The following is a 15,447-nucleotide window of genomic DNA, read 5'->3' as shown; positions in this document are numbered from 1 at the left end:
GCGGCGACGCTCAGTCGACTCGGTTGCCGCGAATGGATTTAACGGTGCCCCAATGTTTGCAACCGGGGCAAAACCAGTGAAGCTGACGGCCGGAAAAGCCGCAATGACCACAGCGGTAACTGGGCCGCTCCGCGAGCAAGCGCGCCACCAGCTTCTGCAGTGACGTGAGGTTTTCACGCACCGGGCCCTCGGTGTTGGCGGCTTGTAGCTCAATCAACCGTGACAAGCCGCCCAGAGACGGCGACCTCGCAAGCTGGCCAGTCAGGAACTCCATCGCCGCCTGATCGCCATGCCGGCTGCGCACGTCATCGGCCACAGCAACCACCAACCCGGTTGCGGGACTGGATTCCAGGCATTCCTGCAGATATTGCCGCAGCGGGGCCGTGTCGCCCAGCTGGCTGTACGCCTCATGCAGCGCCGGAATGGTCTCGGGTATGTAGTCCGGGTCCTGCTGCTGCACTTTGCGCAAAGCCTTGATCGCAGCCTTGTACTGCCCGGCCTGGCACTCCAGGTCGCCCAGCATCAGTGAGGCACGCACACAGCGGCGATCGTGATGCAGGGCCTGCTGCAGTTGCTTGCGCGCCTCCTGCAGGCTGCCCTGCTCCAGCAGTTCCGCCGCGAGTTCGCAGTGGTAGTGCGCCAGGGCCACAGCGACGGGTTGACGACTGGCACCGCTGGGCGGTGGCACAGGTGCACCAAGCAGCGTCTTGCGTGGCAACAGCGCCGTCGCCACCTCCACAGCCTGGGCCCACTCGCGCTGGCTCTGGAATATCTCCAGCAGGTGCCGACGACTGGCGCGACGCTGTTCCGGCGAGTCTTTCACCAGGTCCAGCAACAAGCGCTCGGCACGATCAAAGAGTCCGGCGCTGATGTAGTCGCGAGCCAGTTCCAGGTGTGCCTGGTGAATTTGTGGTCGGGGCAGGCTGGGGCGCGCCAACAGATTCTGGTGAATGCGTATCGCCCGATCTACCTCCCCGCGCTTGCGCAGCAGGTTACCCAGCGCGATATGGGTCTCCAGTGTTTCACTGTTGACTTCGAGGGCGTCGATAAAGGCGTCAACTGCACCGTCCGGTCGGCCATCGAGGAGATAATTCAGCCCCTTGTAATACTGGCCAGGCACTGCAGTGACCCGGGCGCTCGCGCTGCGCCGCCCCAGCCACCAGCCGATGCCGATGGCGACGAACAGGAGCGCGAATACAAGCAGGTCAGTCACCGTCTTTAAGTCCGGCGACCCTCAGACGATCCAGTTCAACTTTGCAGTTTTCCAGCTTGCGCCGTGCCAGCAGGAGATTGCCGCGCAAACGCAGGATAATGATACTGGACGCCAGCAATCCCAGCAGACCGCCCAGCGCCAGCGTGGCAAGCAGCCACAGCGCGAGACTGCGCGGCGCCAGGTCGATGACCAGCAGATCCAGCGCCACCGGTTGGGGGTTCTGCACAGCAAAGAGCACTCCGGCCGCCAGCATCGCGAGCACGATCAGCACGACGATCAGCCGGCGCAGCAGATTCGCAATGCGGCCGGCGCCGCCACGTGACGCTGCAACCACGTTCACAGCCCCGCCTGCAGACCCAGGTTGACCCGTTCCCGCAGTTCCTTCCCGGGCTTGAAGTGCGGCACATATTTGCCGGTGAGCTCAACCGTGTCGCCCGTTTTTGGATTGCGTCCGCGGCGCGGCTCGCGGTAATGCAACGAGAAGCTGCCGAACCCACGGATCTCAATGCGCTCACCACCGGAAAGCGCCTCAGACATGTGTTCAATGATGGTTTTGACCGCCAGCTCCACATCTTTCAGCGAAAGCTGTGCCTGTCGGGCGGCAATTGCCTCAATCAGTTCACTTTTCGTCATCGCGGGCCCCTATCCACCTGCGCTCTCGCCAGCCTTTGGACGGCCGTGCTCAGGGAATCTATTGTGACGCCGCCGGGGCAGTTACGCAACTCGTTATTTTATATAGAAAAAAGGCCCACCAAACGGTGAGCCTTCGCGGTTCGGTGAGACCCCAGGGCAAGTGAACACCCCGGGGCCTGCCGGTGGGACGCAAGCGCCCCGCCGGCGATCACTTCTCCATTTGCGCCTTGATAAGGTCGCCGATCGTGCCGGGAGAAGACGACTCCTCCTGGTCTTTGAGCGACTTCACCGCATCTTTCTCGTCGTCGTAGTCCTTGGCTTTAACCGAGAGCACCACGCTGCGATTCTTGCGATCAACAGAGATGATCTTGGCTTCAACGCTGTCGCCGACCTTGTACACGCTGCGAGCGTCTTCAACCTTCTCGCGGCTGATATCCGAGGCCTTGAGGATACCCTCAACCTCATCCGCCAGCTGCACGGTAACGCTGCGCGCGTCGACAGCGATCACTTCACCGGTGACGATGGCGCCGCGGTCATTTTCACCGACGAAGCCGGAGAACGCGTCGTCCTCAAGCTGCTTGATGCCCAGCGAGATGCGCTCGCGCTCGGGGTCGATGGAAAGAATGACGGTTTCGATCTCGTCGCCTTTCTTGTAGTTGCGCACGGCTTCCTCGCCCGCCTCGTTCCAGCTGATGTCGGAGAGGTGAACCAGGCCGTCGATGTTGCCTTCCAGACCGATGAAGATACCAAAGTCGGTAATCGACTTGATGCTGCCGGAAATCTTGTCGCCCTTGGCATACTGTGAGGCGAACGCGTCCCAGGGGTTCTGCTGGCACTGCTTGATACCCAGCGAGATGCGGCGACGCTCCTCGTCGATATCCAGCACCATGACCTCGACCTCATCGCCCAGCTGGACGATTTTGGACGGATGCACGTTCTTGTTGGTCCAATCCATCTCGGAGACGTGAACCAGGCCCTCGACACCCTCTTCCAGCTCGGCAAAGCAGCCGTAGTCGGTGAGGTTGGTCACACGCGCCTTGACGCGGCTGCCTTCCGGGTAACGGTTGGTGATTTCGACCCAGGGGTCTTCGCCCAGCTGCTTCAGACCCAGGGAGACGCGATTGCGCTCGCGGTCGAACTTGAGAATCTTGACGTCGATTTCCTGGCCGACTTCCACGATCTCGGAGGGATGCTTGATACGCTTCCACGCCATATCGGTAATGTGCAAGAGGCCGTCGACACCGCCCAGATCCACAAACGCGCCGTAGTCGGTGAGGTTCTTCACAATGCCCTTGACGGACATGCCTTCCTGCAGGGATTCCAGCAGGGCCTCGCGCTCAACGCTGTTCGCCGCTTCCATCACGGCGCGGCGGGATACCACCACGTTGTTGCGCTTCTGGTCCAGCTTGATGACCTTGAACTCGAGTTCCTTGTTCTCCAGGTGTGCGGTGTCACGGACCGGACGCACGTCAACCAGCGAGCCGGGGAGGAACGCGCGGATGGTGTTGATATCCACGGTAAAGCCACCTTTGACCTTGCCGTTGATAACACCCTTGACCACTTCGTCCGCCTCATGCGCAGCTTCGAGCTCTTTCCAGGACTCGGCGCGCTTGGCTTTTTCGCGGGACAGCTTGGTCTCACCGAAACCGTCTTCCACAGTTTCCAGTGCAACCTGGACTTCATCGCCGATGCTCAGGGAGCAGTTGCCTGCAGAGTCGACGAACTGTGCACGAGGAATCACGCCTTCGGACTTCAGCCCGGCATGGACGGTGACCCACTCGTTGTCTATGTCGATGACGACACCGGTGACAATACTGCCCGGCTCCATCTCGACGGTCTTCAAGCTTTCTTCAAAGAGTTCAGCGAAGGATTCGCTCATTACACATTACCTGTTTGTGAGAGTACGGCGGCTAACCGCCTTGCCGCGCCTCCAGCTGGCACGGGTCATCCGTTAAAGCCATCCCCGGCCACTTCTGGAACCGACCATGGGAAAGCGGGTTAAACACCATTGCGTGTGGCGACGCTGCAATGCGCCAGTTTCGTCACACCAGGCCGCGCCTGCGCGCTGTCTCCATGACCGCAGAAAACACGTCGCTGATGGGCAAACGGCTGCTGTCAATGACAATGGCATCTTCAGCGGGAACCAGCGGGGAGACGGAGCGGCTGCTATCGCGCGCATCGCGCTCCTCGATGTCCTCGAGAAGGCGCGGGAGACTAACATTTTCTCCCTTGTCGAGCAACTGCAGGTAGCGGCGCCGTGCGCGCTCTTCAGCGCTGGCCGTGAGGAAAATTTTCAGCGCAGCGTCGGGGAACACCACGGTACCCATATCGCGACCGTCAGCGACCAGTCCGGGGGGCTGACAGAACTCGCGCTGGCGCTGCAACAGGGCCGTCCGTACCGCCGGGATCACCGCCACCGTGGAGGCACCCCGACCGCCTTCCTCGGTACGGATGGCGCGACTGACATCGCTGCCTTTATAGGCGACGCGCACCTCCCCATTGCGGTCGGTGGTGAACACGACATCCAGGTGACGGGCCACAGCGGCGACGGCGGCGTGATCCTCCCAGGATACCCCTTCCAGCACACAGGCATGGCCAGTGACCCGGTACAGCGCTCCGCTGTCGAGAAAATGCCAACCCAGAGCGTCGGCAAGCAGGTGGCTCAGCGTACCCTTGCCGGCCCCGCTGGGGCCGTCAACCGTAATCACCGGCACCGGCTGGCCCTGCATCAATCGACCCGCGCGGATATTTGCAGGCCGAGACCCCGTGCCAGGGCATCAAAACCGGGAAAGGAGGTGCTGACATGATCGCAGTCGAGTATGCGAATTTCCTCGTCGGCCCGCAGGGCGGCGATGGCAAAGGACATGGCGATGCGGTGGTCGTGGTAGGTATTGATGACACCGCCGCCCATTGTCCCACCCTCAATGACGATACCATCCTCCAGCACCTCGTTCACGATGCCAAGCGTGGTGAGACCCGCCGCCATCGCAGCGATGCGATCACTCTCCTTCACGCGCAACTCCTCCGCCCCGCGCAGGACCGTGCGGCCACTGGCGCAGGCGGCGGCAATGAACAAGGCCGGAAACTCATCAATCGCCAGCGGCACCTGGTCGAGCGGGATATCGATGCCGGTGAGTGGCGCATAGCGCACGCGAATATCAGCCACCGGTTCTCCACCTACCTCGCGAGCGTTTTTCAGCGTGAGGTCGGCGCCCATGGCACGCAGGATATTCAATACCCCGATGCGGGTGGGATTCACGCCGACGTGGGTAAGCAGCAGATCGGAGCCTGGCGCGATGCTCGCTGCCACAAGAAAGAAAGCGGCAGAGGAGATATCCGCCGGCACATCAATCTCAGTCGCTCGCAGTTGACCGCCACCGGCAAGGCTGATCACGCCCTGCTCCACATGTACGGCATAGCCGAAACCGCGCAGCATGCGCTCCGTGTGATCGCGTGTCGGAGCCGGCTCGGTAACAGAGGTGGTACCCGCGGCATACAGCCCGGCGAGCAGTACGCAGGATTTGACCTGCGCACTGGCCATGGGGAGGTCATAGTGAATGCCCTGCAGCGTCTGTCCGCCGGCGATATGCAGCGGTGGCGTGCCGGCCCCGGCGCCCTCTATGCGCGCACCCATCAAGCGCAGGGGATCCATAACGCGGCCCATGGGCCGCTTGCACAGGGAAACGTCGCCAGTCAACTCGCTATCAAACGGCTGACCCGCCAGCAGGCCGCTGAGGAGACGGATGCTGGTACCAGAATTCCCCATGTCCAGCGCCCCCGACGGTGCCTGCAAGCCGTGCAGCCCGACACCGTGGATGACAACCCTCCCCTCCTCGGGGCCTTCAATTGACACACCCATGGCACGGAATGCCGCCACCGTGGCCAGCGCGTCCTCACCCTCGAGAAACCCGCTCACCCGTGTGGTGCCTTCTGCCAGCGCGCCGAGCATGATCGACCGGTGTGAAATGGACTTGTCCCCGGGGACGCGGGCTTCACCGCTGATGACACCACCGGGCATTAACTGAAATTCCATGCAGGGTTCTCTCTGGTGTGCTCTGGCTCAGGTGGCCGATTGGCCACGTGCCGCCAACAGGGCGGCGAATTCATCGCGCGCGGCTTTGGCGCGGGAAAACGTCTGCAGCAATGCATCGCCATCACCGGCCTCAATTGCTGCACGCAGTTCCTCAAGGTGCGTGGTAAACAGGTCCATAGACTGCAGCAGCGCCGGCCTGTTGGCAATGGCAATGTCCCGCCACATCACCGGGTCGCTGGAGGCAATGCGCGTAAAATCGCGAAAACCGCCCGCGGCAAAACGGAAGATATCGTCGCTGGCATCACTGCGCGCCAGCGCATCCACCAGGGCGTAGGCCAGAACATGGGGCAGGTGGCTGGTCGCCGCCAGCACCCGGTCGTGATCCGCTACCGCCATGTCAACCACCTCGGCGCCGGTGCTCGCCCACATCGCGCGCACCAGTTCTACCGCAGAAGGTTCATTGGCGGCCACAGGGGTCAGAATAACTCGGTGCTTCTCAAACAGTCCGGCATTCGCGGCCTCGACACCACTGCGCTCGGAACCGGCAATCGGGTGGCCCAACACCAGCCGCGGCGGCATCGCCCCCCAAACACGCTCCGCCGCACGCTGCAGACTGCCCTTGACGCTGGCGACATCGGTGATCACCGGCGGTCGGGCGCGGTCGCGCAACCGGGGCAGGATGCGCTCCAGCATCTCCTCGGCAATCAGCGTGGGCGTCGCAATCACCAGAATATCCGCGGCGTCCACCGCATCCTCCAGCTCCAGCGTGTAGCGATCTATAACACCCAGTTCCACGCCCCGACGCAGTGAGGCCTCGCGGTGCCCCCAGCCGATACAGGCCGCTGCGAACCCATTGCCACGCAGGGCTGCGGCCAGTGAACCACCGATCAGGCCCAGCCCGAGCACGACCACAGTGGGTCGCGCAGCCGCCCCTTCGGCTCCCGACTGCGCCATGGCTAGAGCACTGCCTGCGGATAGGAGCCCAGGGGCTTGAGCAGGATGGACTGTTCTTCCAGATCGTCGACGATGCCGCGGATCACCTCATCCTGCATATGCCCCTCAAACTCGATGAAGAACACATAGGCCCATTTTTCGGTGCGCGAAGGTCGGGTGTCGATGCGGGTCAGGCTGACGCCGGCGCGGCGGAAGGGGTCCAGCAGGGTAAACAGTGCGCCCGGCTTGTTGCGGCTGGACACGATCAGCGAGGTCTTGTCGCGGCCACTGGGCGGCACTTCCTCCCGCCCCACCACCAGGAAGCGGGTGGTGTTGTCGGGATAGTCCTCAATGTGCTCCGCCAGACGATCCAGCTGGTACAGTTCCGCCGCCATGTCACCCGCCACAGCCGCAACGCCCGGTGTCGTGGCTGCCAGCCGCGCCGCCTCACCGTTACTGCTCACGGCCTCGCGCTCAACCCGGGGCCAGTGTGTATCCAACCAGTTACGGCACTGTGCCAGTGCCTGCTGGTGCGCGCAAATCCGGGTGATATCGGCCTCTGCGGTGCCGGGGGCGACCAGTAAATGGTGCACAATGCGCATTTCAACTTCGCCGGAGATTTTCAGCGGCGAATCCATGAAGTTATCCAGCGTGTGGCTGACCATACCCTCTGTGGAGTTCTCCACCGGCACCACACCGTAATTGCACTCACCGGATTCCACCTGCGCAAAAACACCATCGATGGTGCTTTGCGGCACGCAGAGCGCGGCATGACCAAAGTGCTTGAGCGCTGCCGCCTGGGTGAAGGTGCCCTCGGGGCCCAGGTAGGCCACCTGCAGAGGCCGTTCCAGGGCGAGGCAGGCAGACATGATCTCACGAAAAATGTGCGCCACTGCGGAGCCCTCAAGGGGGCCGCCATTGCGTTCGATGATGCGGCGCAGCACCTGTGCCTCGCGCTCCGGCCGGTAGTAGACGACCTCCGCCGCGGCTTCACCCCGGTTGCGCAGGGCAAGTACTTCCTCCAGCTTGATGTCGGCGACGCGCTGCGCACACTGGGCGCGGCGCTGGATCAAGTTCTGGATTTCCCGGTCAATGGCGTCAATGTCCGCCCTGACCTGGTCGAGATCCCTGGTATCTGCCATCAGAGTGCCGCCGTGTCAGCCGTTACGTTGCTCGAAATCCTGCATGAAAGCGATAAGCGCATCAACTGCCGCCTCCGGCACCGCATTGTAAATACTCGCGCGCATCCCCCCGACTGAGCGGTGCCCGGCCAGATTGAGCAGGCCGGCCTCGGCGGACTGCTGCAGAAAGAGCTTGTCGAGGCTGGCATCAGCCAGGCTGAAGGGAACATTCATCTGCGAACGGCTGGCGACCTCCACCGGGTTGGCATAGAACGCGCTGTTGTCGATGGCAGCATAGAGCTTTTCCGCCTTGCGCCGGTTGAGCTCCGCCATCACCGTCAGCCCGCCGAGATCCTGCAGCCAGTCAAACACCAGCCCCGCGAGGTAGAGCGCGAAGGTGGGCGGCGTGTTGTACATCGAATCGTTGTCCGCCGCCGTTTTCCAGTCGAGCATGACTGGACACAGGGGGCGCGAGCGACCCAGCAAGTCCCGATGCACAATGACCAGGGTCAGGCCTGCAGGGCCGATATTTTTCTGTGCGCCCGCGTAAATAACGCCGAAACGTGACACATCAACCGGCCGCGACAGGATCGTCGAGGACATGTCGGCCACCAGCGGTGCCTCCACTTCAGGCACCCAGTGGAACTCCACGCCGCCAATGGTCTCATTGGGGGTGTAGTGAAAATAGGCAGCGTCTGCAGACAGCTGCCAGCTGTCCCGGGGTGGTATCGCGCTGAAGTTGCCCGCTTCGGCACTGGCCGCGACGTTCACCGAGCCAAAGCGCTTGCCTTCGGCAATGGCTTTCTTGGACCACTGCCCGGTGTTCAGGTAGTCGGCCCGGCCGCCCTCCGGCATCAGGTTCAGGGGTACCGCGGAAAACTGCAGGCTCGCGCCCCCTTGCAGGAACAGGACGGCGTACTCGTCGGGGATCGCCAGAAGCTTGCGCAGCGTGGCTTCCGCATGCTCGGCGATGCCGACAAACTCGCTGCTGCGGTGGCTCATCTCCATCACGGACAAGCCGCGCCCGTGCCAGTCCAGCATGTCCTCACGGGCAGTTTCCAGAACCGGCTCAGGCAGCGCGGCCGGGCCGGCACAAAAATTGTACAAGCGGGTCATTTCAGTCATTTCCTCAAGATGGTGGGAAAGCGGTCGAGTTACTCGCCGCCCTCCCCGGAATCGTCAGCCGCATCCAGCTCAGGCTCGGCCACCCGCTCCACACTGACCAGGTGCTCGTCAGTACGGGTGCGGATCACTCTGACGCCCTGTGTATTGCGACCCAGCAGGGACACCTCGTCGGCGCGGGTGCGCACCAGGGTGCCCTGATTGGAGATCAGCATCAGTTCGTCGCCGTCGAACACCTGGGTGGCGCCCACCAGAGCCCCGTTACGGGTGCTCGTTGACATGGCGATAACGCCCTTGTTACCCCGCCCCTTGGTCGGGAATTCGCTGGCCTCAGTGCGCTTGCCATAGCCGTTCTCGGTCACCGTGAGGATACGGCCTCCCTCCCTGGGCACAATGAGCGAGATCAGGCGCTGGCCTTCATCCAGGCGGATACCCCGCACCCCGCGTGCCGTGCGCCCCATGGCGCGCACATCATCCTCGCGGAAGCGCACCGTCTTGCCGCCACTACTGAACAACATGACGTCACAGCTACCATCGGTGAGCGCCGTGCCCACCAGCACGTCCCCTTCGTCCAGGGCCAGTGCGCGCAGACCCACACTGCGCTGGCGCGCGAAGTCGGTCAGGGCGGTTTTCTTCACCGTGCCGTTGGCGGTCGCCATAAAAATGTACCAGCCGTCCGTGTATTCATTCACCTGCAGGATTGAGGTGACACGCTCTCCCACTTCCAGCGGCAGCAGATTGACCATCGGGCGCCCGCGGGAGTTACGCGTTGCCAGCGGAATCTGGTAGACCTTGAGCCAGTACACCTTGCCCAGGTCGGTGAAGCAGAGAATGGTTGCGTGGGTACTGGCAATCACCAGGTGCTCGACAAAGTCTTCGTCCTTCACCGCCGTGGCAGAGCGGCCGGTGCCACCGCGACGCTGCGCCTGGTAGTCCGAGAGCGGCTGTGTCTTGGCGTAACCGAGGTGACTGATGGTGACGACACGGTCCTCCTCGGTGATCAGGTCCTCGACCGTAAGATCGTGCTGCGAGGCACTGATTTCAGTCACGCGGTCGTCGCCAAACTCCGTCACCAGTTCTTCCAGCTCCTCGCGAATCACCAGCTTGAGGCGATCCGGGTCGGCGAGAATCTCCAGATAGTCAGCGATTTCACGCAGCTTTTCATCGTACTCGTTGAGCAGCTTCTCGTGCTCCAGCCCGGTAAGGCGATGCAGGCGCAGGTCGAGGATGGCCTGAGCCTGTACGGGTGACAGGTGATACTGGCCGTCTATCAGGCCGTATTGCGGCTCCAGCTCGTCCGGGCGGCAGGCGTCCTCCCCCGCGCGCTCCAGCATCGCCAGGACATCACCCGGGGCCCAGGCGGCAGCGATCAGTTTTTCACGCGCCTCGGAGGAGCTCGGCGACGACTTGATCAGCTCGATCACTTCGTCGATGTTGGCCAGCGCCACCGCGAGGCCTTCCAGAATGTGGCCGCGCTCACGTGCCTTGCGCAGCAGGTAGACCGTGCGCCGGGTCACGACCTCGCGGCGATGGCGGATAAACGCCTCGATGATCTCCTTGAGATTCAGTACCCGCGGCTGCCCATCGACGAGGGCCACCATGTTGATGCCAAACACCGACTGCAGCTGGGTCTGTGCGTACAGGTTGTTCAACACCACATCGCCGATTTCGCCGCGACGCAGCTCGATGACCACCCGCAGGCCATCCTTGTCCGATTCGTCGCGCAGCTCCGAGATACCTTCGATCTTCTTTTCTTTCACCAGCTCGGCAATGCGCTCGATGAGGCGCGCCTTGTTCAGCTGGTAGGGGATCTCGTGGATGATAATGACATCCCGCCCCTTCTTTTCCTCGTGGATCACTTCGGCCTTGGCGCGCACATAGATACGACCGCGCCCGGTCCGGTAGGCCTGAATGATGCCGGCGCGGCCGTTGATGATGCCGCCAGTGGGAAAATCGGGGCCGGGAATGAACTCCATGAGCTCGTCAACGGTGATATCCGGGTTGGCCATCAGGGCCAGGCAGCCCCCCACCACCTCGCGCAGGTTGTGGGGCGGTATATTGGTGGCCATACCGACGGCGATGCCGGAAGAGCCGTTGATCAACAGGGTGGGCACCTTGGTGGGGAGGACGACCGGGATGCGTTCGGTGCCGTCGTAATTATCGACAAAGTCGACGGTTTCCTTGTCGAGGTCCGCCAGCATGGCATGGGAAATCTTGCGCATGCGGATCTCGGTGTAACGCATTGCGGCTGCGGAGTCGCCATCCACGGAGCCGAAGTTGCCCTGGCCGTCGACCAGCATGTAGCGCATGGAGAAGGGTTGCGCCATGCGCACAATGGTGTCGTAGACAGCGGAGTCGCCGTGCGGATGGTATTTACCGATCACGTCGCCGACCACGCGGGCGGACTTTTTGTAGCCTTTGTTCCAGTCATTGTTGAGTTCGTTCATGGCGAACAGCACCCGGCGGTGAACCGGTTTCAGTCCATCGCGCACATCGGGCAGCGCGCGCCCGACAATCACGCTCATCGCATAGTCGAGGTACGATTGCTTGAGTTCGTCCTCGATATTGACGGGAAGAATTTCCTTGGCTAATTCACCCATGTACAACAGATTCCTTGTATGACTGCGGGGAGCCACCACGGCACGGCGCCGAGGCGAACTCAGGCCGGGCTGGGGCCCGCTTACCGGGCCATGGCAAGCGCCCGGCACAAACCCTGAATTATACGGCAGATGCCTCTTTGTCGCCATGTTTTTGCGGATTATGGCGGCCGTTCGGGCGGCAATTGGCGAATTCCGGTTATACTGGGAAGTCAATGCGAACCGCGGTGTCACGCCTTGGGCACGACACCGCAAATTCCTGGCTGACAGCCCCCGATCGAGGCCTCATGAGCGCGCCCGCCGAGACAGTAGACACCCTTATCCACCCGGGCTGGATTATCCCCGTAGCGCCCAGCGGCCAGGTGCTGGAAAACCACAGCCTGGCGATTCTCGACGGCCAGATTGCTGCCATCCTGCCGCGGGCAGAGACGGCGCGGATCGCCGCGGCAGAGGTTTTCGAGCTGCCAGGGCACGCGCTGCTACCGGGACTGGTCAACGCGCACGGCCATGCCGCCATGAGCCTGCTGCGCGGCTACGCCGATGATCTGGCGCTGATGCCGTGGCTGGAGCAGCATATCTGGCCCGCCGAGGGCCGCCATGTCAGCGAGGAGTTCGTCGCTGACGGTGTGGCGCTGGCCATCGCCGAGATGCTGCGGGCCGGCACCACGACCTTTTCCGACATGTACTTTTACCCCGACGCCTGCGCACGCACGGCCCAGCGCATGGGTATGCGCTGCCAGATCAGCTTCCCGGTGCTCGACTTCCCCACCCCCTGGGCGCGGGAGGCAGATGAATACATCAGCAAGGGGCTGGCGCTGCGGGATGCGGTGAAGCACAGCCGCCTGGTGAGCGTGGGCTTTGGCCCCCACGCACCCTATACCGTCAGCCACCCCAACCTGGCCAAGGTGGCGATGCTGGCTGCCGAACTGGATACCAGTATCCAGATCCATCTGCATGAGACACGCGGCGAAGTACTGCAGGCCGTGGAGGCGCACGGGGAGCGCCCCCTCGACAGCCTGCACCGTTTGGGATTACTGGGGCCGCGCACGCAATGTGTCCACATGACAGACCTCGGGGAGCAGGATATCGCGCTGCTCGCCGAGACCGGCGCCCATGTAGTGCACTGCCCAAAGTCCAACATGAAACTGGCCTCTGGCGCCTGCCCGGTGACGCGCCTGCTGGCCGCTGGGGTCAATGTGGCGCTCGGCACGGACAGCGCCGCCAGCAACAACAGCCTGAACCTGTTCGACGAAATGCGCAGCGCCGCCCTGCTGGCGAAGCTGGCCAGCCAGGATGCCAGCGCGTTATCGGCGGCCGAGGCGCTGCACATGGCCACCCTGGGGGGTGCGCGCGCCCTGGGACTGGAGGAGCAGATCGGCAGCCTGGAACAGGGCAAGCTGGCAGACCTGATCGCCGTGGACCTCACCGGGCCCGAGACCCAGCCACTGTATAACCCGCTTTCGCAACTGGTCTACGCCTGCAACGGCAGCCAGGTCACCCACAGCTGGATCGCCGGGCAACTGCGCCTGCGCGATCGACAGTTGCAGGGCGTGGAACTGGCCGCCATCGCGGCGCGCACCCAATACTGGCAACAACGCATTATGGGACAACAGCAATGACTGCACGTGCCAACGTCGACCCCCAGGAAATCGCCAAGTTCGAGGCCCTCGCCTCCCGCTGGTGGGACCGGAACAGTGAATTCAAACCCCTGCACGATATCAACCCGCTGCGCGCCAACTACATTGATCAACACTCCCCCGTAGCGGGCCAGACCCTGGTCGATGTGGGCTGCGGCGGCGGCATACTCGCCGAGTCCATGGCACAACGCGGTGCCACCGTCACCGGTATCGACATGGGCGAGGCTCCCCTGGCCGTGGCGCGCATTCACCAGCTCGAATCCGGGGTCGCGGTGGATTACCGGCAGGCGACGGCCGAAGAGCTCGCCGCGGAGCAACCCGGCCACTACGACGTAGTCTGCTGCCTGGAGATGCTCGAACACGTGCCCGACCCGTCAGCCGTGGTGGCGGCCTGCGCCGAGCTGGCGCGGCCTGGCGGCAGCCTGTATTTCTCCACCATCAACCGCAATCCCAAGGCCTTCGCCTTCGCAATTGTCGGCGCGGAATACGTGCTGAAGCTGCTGCCCGCGGGTACACACGAGTACAGCAAATTCATCAAACCCTCGGAGCTCGCTGCCTGGGTTCGCGCCGCCGGCCTGCGGTTCGAAGGCATGACCGGTCTGCTCTACAACCCGCTTACCCGCCAGTACCGGCTGCACGAGCGCGATGTCTCGGTCAACTATATGCTGCGCGCCAGCAAGCCAGCGGCATGAGCCCGCCGCGTCCGGAAAACCTGCGCGCGGTGCTGTTCGACCTGGACGGCACACTGGTCGATACCGCCAGCGAATTCGTCGTGGTGGTGCAGGCCCTGCGGGCCGAACACGGGCTGCCGCCACTGGAGACGGCGCGTATCTGCGCCAGTGTGTCCAACGGCGCACGCGCCCTGGTCACACTCGCCCTGGGCACGGCAGAAACAGACCCGGAATTCGAAGCCCAGCGGCAACGCCTGCTCGCCCTGTACGCGGAGGTGCTGGGCAGTAGCGCCCGGCCGTATCCCGGCATTCCCGCGCTGCTCGGCGCGCTGGCCGAGCGCGGTATCGCCTGGGGCGTGTCCACCAACAAGCCGCGCGCCTTTGCCGCGCCCCTGATGGCGCGCCTCGACATCCAGCCGGCCATTGGCAGCCTGGTCTGCCCCGACGACGTGCGCGAACGCAAGCCACACCCGGAGGCGCTGCTGCGCAACTGCGCAGAACTGGGCTGCCGGCCCGAACAGGCCATCTATATCGGCGACCACCAGCGCGATATCGAAGCGGGCCGCCGCGCCGGCATGTACACCGTGGCCGCCCTGTATGGTTACATTGAGGCCGATGACAACCCTGCTCTCTGGGGTGCAGACGCCAGCGTGAGCAGCAGCAAGGAGCTCGCGCCCCTGATTCTCGGTACCCACCTACCCGCTTGAGGACAGCACATGAACGGCCCAGAACTCCCCGACGACTACACAGCGGCGCCGGATCTGCTCGTCAACAAGACCATCCTCGTCACCGGAGCCGGTGACGGCATAGGGCGCGCTGCGGCTGAATGTTTTGCACGCCACGGCGCCACGGTGATCCTGCTGGGCCGCACCCAGGAAAAGCTCGAGGCGGTTTATGATGCTATCGAGCGCGCGGGTGGCCCACAGCCGGCGCTGTTTCCGATGGATCTGGCGACGGCGACAGAGGACGACTACGCGGGGTTGGCCGGGGCCATCGAAAGCACCTTTGGCCGCCTGGATGGCCTGCTGCACAACGCCAGCGTGCTGGGGGAGCGACGCCCGATCGCGAATGCCTCCTGGCGCGCCTGGTCGGAAGTCATGCAGGTGAATGTCAACGCACCGTTTCTGCTGACCCGGGCCCTGCTGCCGCTGCTGGAACAGGCACCACAGGCGTCCATTGTCATGACCTCATCGGGGGTGGGTCGTCGCGGGCGGGCGTACTGGGGAGCCTACGCGGTGTCGAAGTTCGCTACTGAGGGGTTTATGCAGGTGCTGGCAGACGAACTGGAGAACACCTCGCGCGTGCGGGTCAACAGCCTGAACCCGGGGGCCACCAATACGGCCATGCGTCGCACCGCCTACCCCGCGGAGGTACCGACCACGAACCCTTCGCCGGTAGACATCATGCCGCTGTACCTGTACCTGATGGGTGATGACAGCTGCGGGGTGACGGGCGCGGCCTTCAGCGCACAGGGCTGAACGCGCCCG

General features: G+C 63.4%; 14 protein-coding genes. 4 read left to right on the top strand and 10 right to left on the bottom strand.

The features are described 5' to 3' along the window. Positions 1–10: 10 nt before the first annotated feature. The 10 genes from lapB to gyrA all read right to left on the bottom strand — a co-directional run bounded on the left by lapB (position 11) and on the right by gyrA (position 11,655). Entirely contained in the window at positions 11–1,213 is a 1,203-nt protein-coding gene (lapB, locus tag R3E49_RS15735; protein ID WP_371295919.1) for a lipopolysaccharide assembly protein LapB, read from the bottom strand. Beyond that, positions 1,206–1,553, bottom strand: a complete 348-nt coding sequence (locus R3E49_RS15730; protein ID WP_371295918.1) for a lipopolysaccharide assembly protein LapA domain-containing protein — start codon at positions 1,551–1,553, stop codon at positions 1,206–1,208. Before R3E49_RS15730 ends, lapB begins: the two co-directional genes overlap by 8 nt. After that, positions 1,550–1,846, bottom strand: a complete 297-nt coding sequence (locus R3E49_RS15725; protein ID WP_027949028.1) for an integration host factor subunit beta — start codon at positions 1,844–1,846, stop codon at positions 1,550–1,552. The genes R3E49_RS15730 and R3E49_RS15725 overlap by 4 nt, the downstream gene beginning before the upstream one ends. A gap of 208 nt (positions 1,847–2,054) precedes the next feature. Then, positions 2,055–3,725, bottom strand: a complete 1,671-nt coding sequence (gene rpsA / locus R3E49_RS15720) for a 30S ribosomal protein S1 (protein WP_339638663.1) — start codon at positions 3,723–3,725, stop codon at positions 2,055–2,057. 163 nt (positions 3,726–3,888) lie between these two features. Next, entirely contained in the window at positions 3,889–4,575 is a 687-nt protein-coding gene (gene cmk / locus R3E49_RS15715) for a (d)CMP kinase (RefSeq protein ID WP_371295917.1), read from the bottom strand. Further along, positions 4,575–5,879 carry a 3-phosphoshikimate 1-carboxyvinyltransferase gene (aroA, locus tag R3E49_RS15710; protein WP_371295916.1) on the bottom strand — a complete coding sequence of 435 codons (1,305 nt, stop codon included), beginning with the start codon at positions 5,877–5,879 and terminating at the stop codon, positions 4,575–4,577. Before aroA ends, cmk begins: the two co-directional genes overlap by 1 nt. Before the next feature lie 27 nt (positions 5,880–5,906). Beyond that, positions 5,907–6,833 (bottom strand): prephenate dehydrogenase/arogenate dehydrogenase family protein, encoded by a 927-nt coding sequence (locus R3E49_RS15705; RefSeq protein WP_371295915.1) that lies wholly within the window; start codon positions 6,831–6,833, stop codon positions 5,907–5,909. Between the two features lie 2 nt (positions 6,834–6,835). Continuing rightward, entirely contained in the window at positions 6,836–7,954 is a 1,119-nt protein-coding gene (gene pheA / locus R3E49_RS15700; RefSeq protein ID WP_371295914.1) for a prephenate dehydratase, read from the bottom strand. 15 nt (positions 7,955–7,969) lie between these two features. Continuing rightward, positions 7,970–9,049 (bottom strand): 3-phosphoserine/phosphohydroxythreonine transaminase, encoded by a 1,080-nt coding sequence (gene serC / locus R3E49_RS15695; RefSeq protein WP_371295913.1) that lies wholly within the window; start codon positions 9,047–9,049, stop codon positions 7,970–7,972. A 38-nt stretch (positions 9,050–9,087) separates the two neighbouring features. After that, positions 9,088–11,655 carry a DNA gyrase subunit A gene (gene gyrA / locus R3E49_RS15690; RefSeq protein WP_371295912.1) on the bottom strand — a complete coding sequence of 856 codons (2,568 nt, stop codon included), beginning with the start codon at positions 11,653–11,655 and terminating at the stop codon, positions 9,088–9,090. 284 nt (positions 11,656–11,939) lie between these two features. Here gyrA and R3E49_RS15685 point away from each other — a divergent pair, with 284 nt between their 5' ends. Genes R3E49_RS15685 through R3E49_RS15670 form a run of 4 tightly spaced genes read left to right on the top strand, consistent with a single transcriptional unit; the run spans position 11,940 to position 15,438 of the window. Beyond that, entirely contained in the window at positions 11,940–13,271 is a 1,332-nt protein-coding gene (locus R3E49_RS15685) for a TRZ/ATZ family hydrolase (protein ID WP_371295911.1), read from the top strand. Continuing rightward, positions 13,268–13,981, top strand: coding sequence for a bifunctional 2-polyprenyl-6-hydroxyphenol methylase/3-demethylubiquinol 3-O-methyltransferase UbiG (gene ubiG, locus R3E49_RS15680; RefSeq protein ID WP_371295910.1), 714 nt, complete (start codon positions 13,268–13,270; stop codon positions 13,979–13,981). The genes R3E49_RS15685 and ubiG overlap by 4 nt, the downstream gene beginning before the upstream one ends. Beyond that, on the top strand, positions 13,978–14,667 hold the full coding sequence (locus tag R3E49_RS15675) for an HAD family hydrolase (RefSeq protein ID WP_371295909.1): 690 nt from the start codon (positions 13,978–13,980) through the stop codon (positions 14,665–14,667). The genes ubiG and R3E49_RS15675 overlap by 4 nt, the downstream gene beginning before the upstream one ends. Before the next feature lie 9 nt (positions 14,668–14,676). After that, the gene (locus R3E49_RS15670) at positions 14,677–15,438 is read left to right on the top strand and encodes a YciK family oxidoreductase (protein ID WP_371295908.1); all 762 of its coding nucleotides are present in this window, start codon (positions 14,677–14,679) and stop codon (positions 15,436–15,438) included. The last annotated feature ends 9 nt before the right edge of the window (positions 15,439–15,447 follow it).

The sequence above is a fragment of the Haliea sp. genome (genome assembly GCF_041395985.1).
Lineage (GTDB): Bacteria > Pseudomonadota > Gammaproteobacteria > Pseudomonadales > Halieaceae > Haliea.
The sequence above is the reverse complement of the archived record's forward strand: the minus strand, read 5'-3'. Positions and strand labels throughout refer to the sequence as shown.

Bases quoted from the DNA above. Each gene is read 5' to 3' on its own strand.
- pheA (WP_371295914.1), bottom strand. From the start codon at position 7,954: ATGGCAGATACCAGGGATCTCGACCAGGTCAGGGCGGACATTGACGCC.
- R3E49_RS15725 (WP_027949028.1), bottom strand. From the start codon at position 1,846: ATGACGAAAAGTGAACTGATTGAGGCAATTGCCGCCCGACAGGCACAG.
- rpsA (WP_339638663.1), bottom strand. From the start codon at position 3,725: ATGAGCGAATCCTTCGCTGAACTCTTTGAAGAAAGCTTGAAGACCGTC.
- gyrA (WP_371295912.1), bottom strand. From the start codon at position 11,655: ATGGGTGAATTAGCCAAGGAAATTCTTCCCGTCAATATCGAGGACGAA.
- R3E49_RS15705 (WP_371295915.1), bottom strand. From the start codon at position 6,833: ATGGCGCAGTCGGGAGCCGAAGGGGCGGCTGCGCGACCCACTGTGGTC.
- cmk (WP_371295917.1), bottom strand. From the start codon at position 4,575: ATGCAGGGCCAGCCGGTGCCGGTGATTACGGTTGACGGCCCCAGCGGG.
- aroA (WP_371295916.1), bottom strand. From the start codon at position 5,879: ATGGAATTTCAGTTAATGCCCGGTGGTGTCATCAGCGGTGAAGCCCGC.
- ubiG (WP_371295910.1), top strand. From the start codon at position 13,268: ATGACTGCACGTGCCAACGTCGACCCCCAGGAAATCGCCAAGTTCGAG.
- R3E49_RS15685 (WP_371295911.1), top strand. From the start codon at position 11,940: ATGAGCGCGCCCGCCGAGACAGTAGACACCCTTATCCACCCGGGCTGG.
- R3E49_RS15670 (WP_371295908.1), top strand. From the start codon at position 14,677: ATGAACGGCCCAGAACTCCCCGACGACTACACAGCGGCGCCGGATCTG.
- R3E49_RS15675 (WP_371295909.1), top strand. From the start codon at position 13,978: ATGAGCCCGCCGCGTCCGGAAAACCTGCGCGCGGTGCTGTTCGACCTG.
- serC (WP_371295913.1), bottom strand. From the start codon at position 9,049: ATGACCCGCTTGTACAATTTTTGTGCCGGCCCGGCCGCGCTGCCTGAG.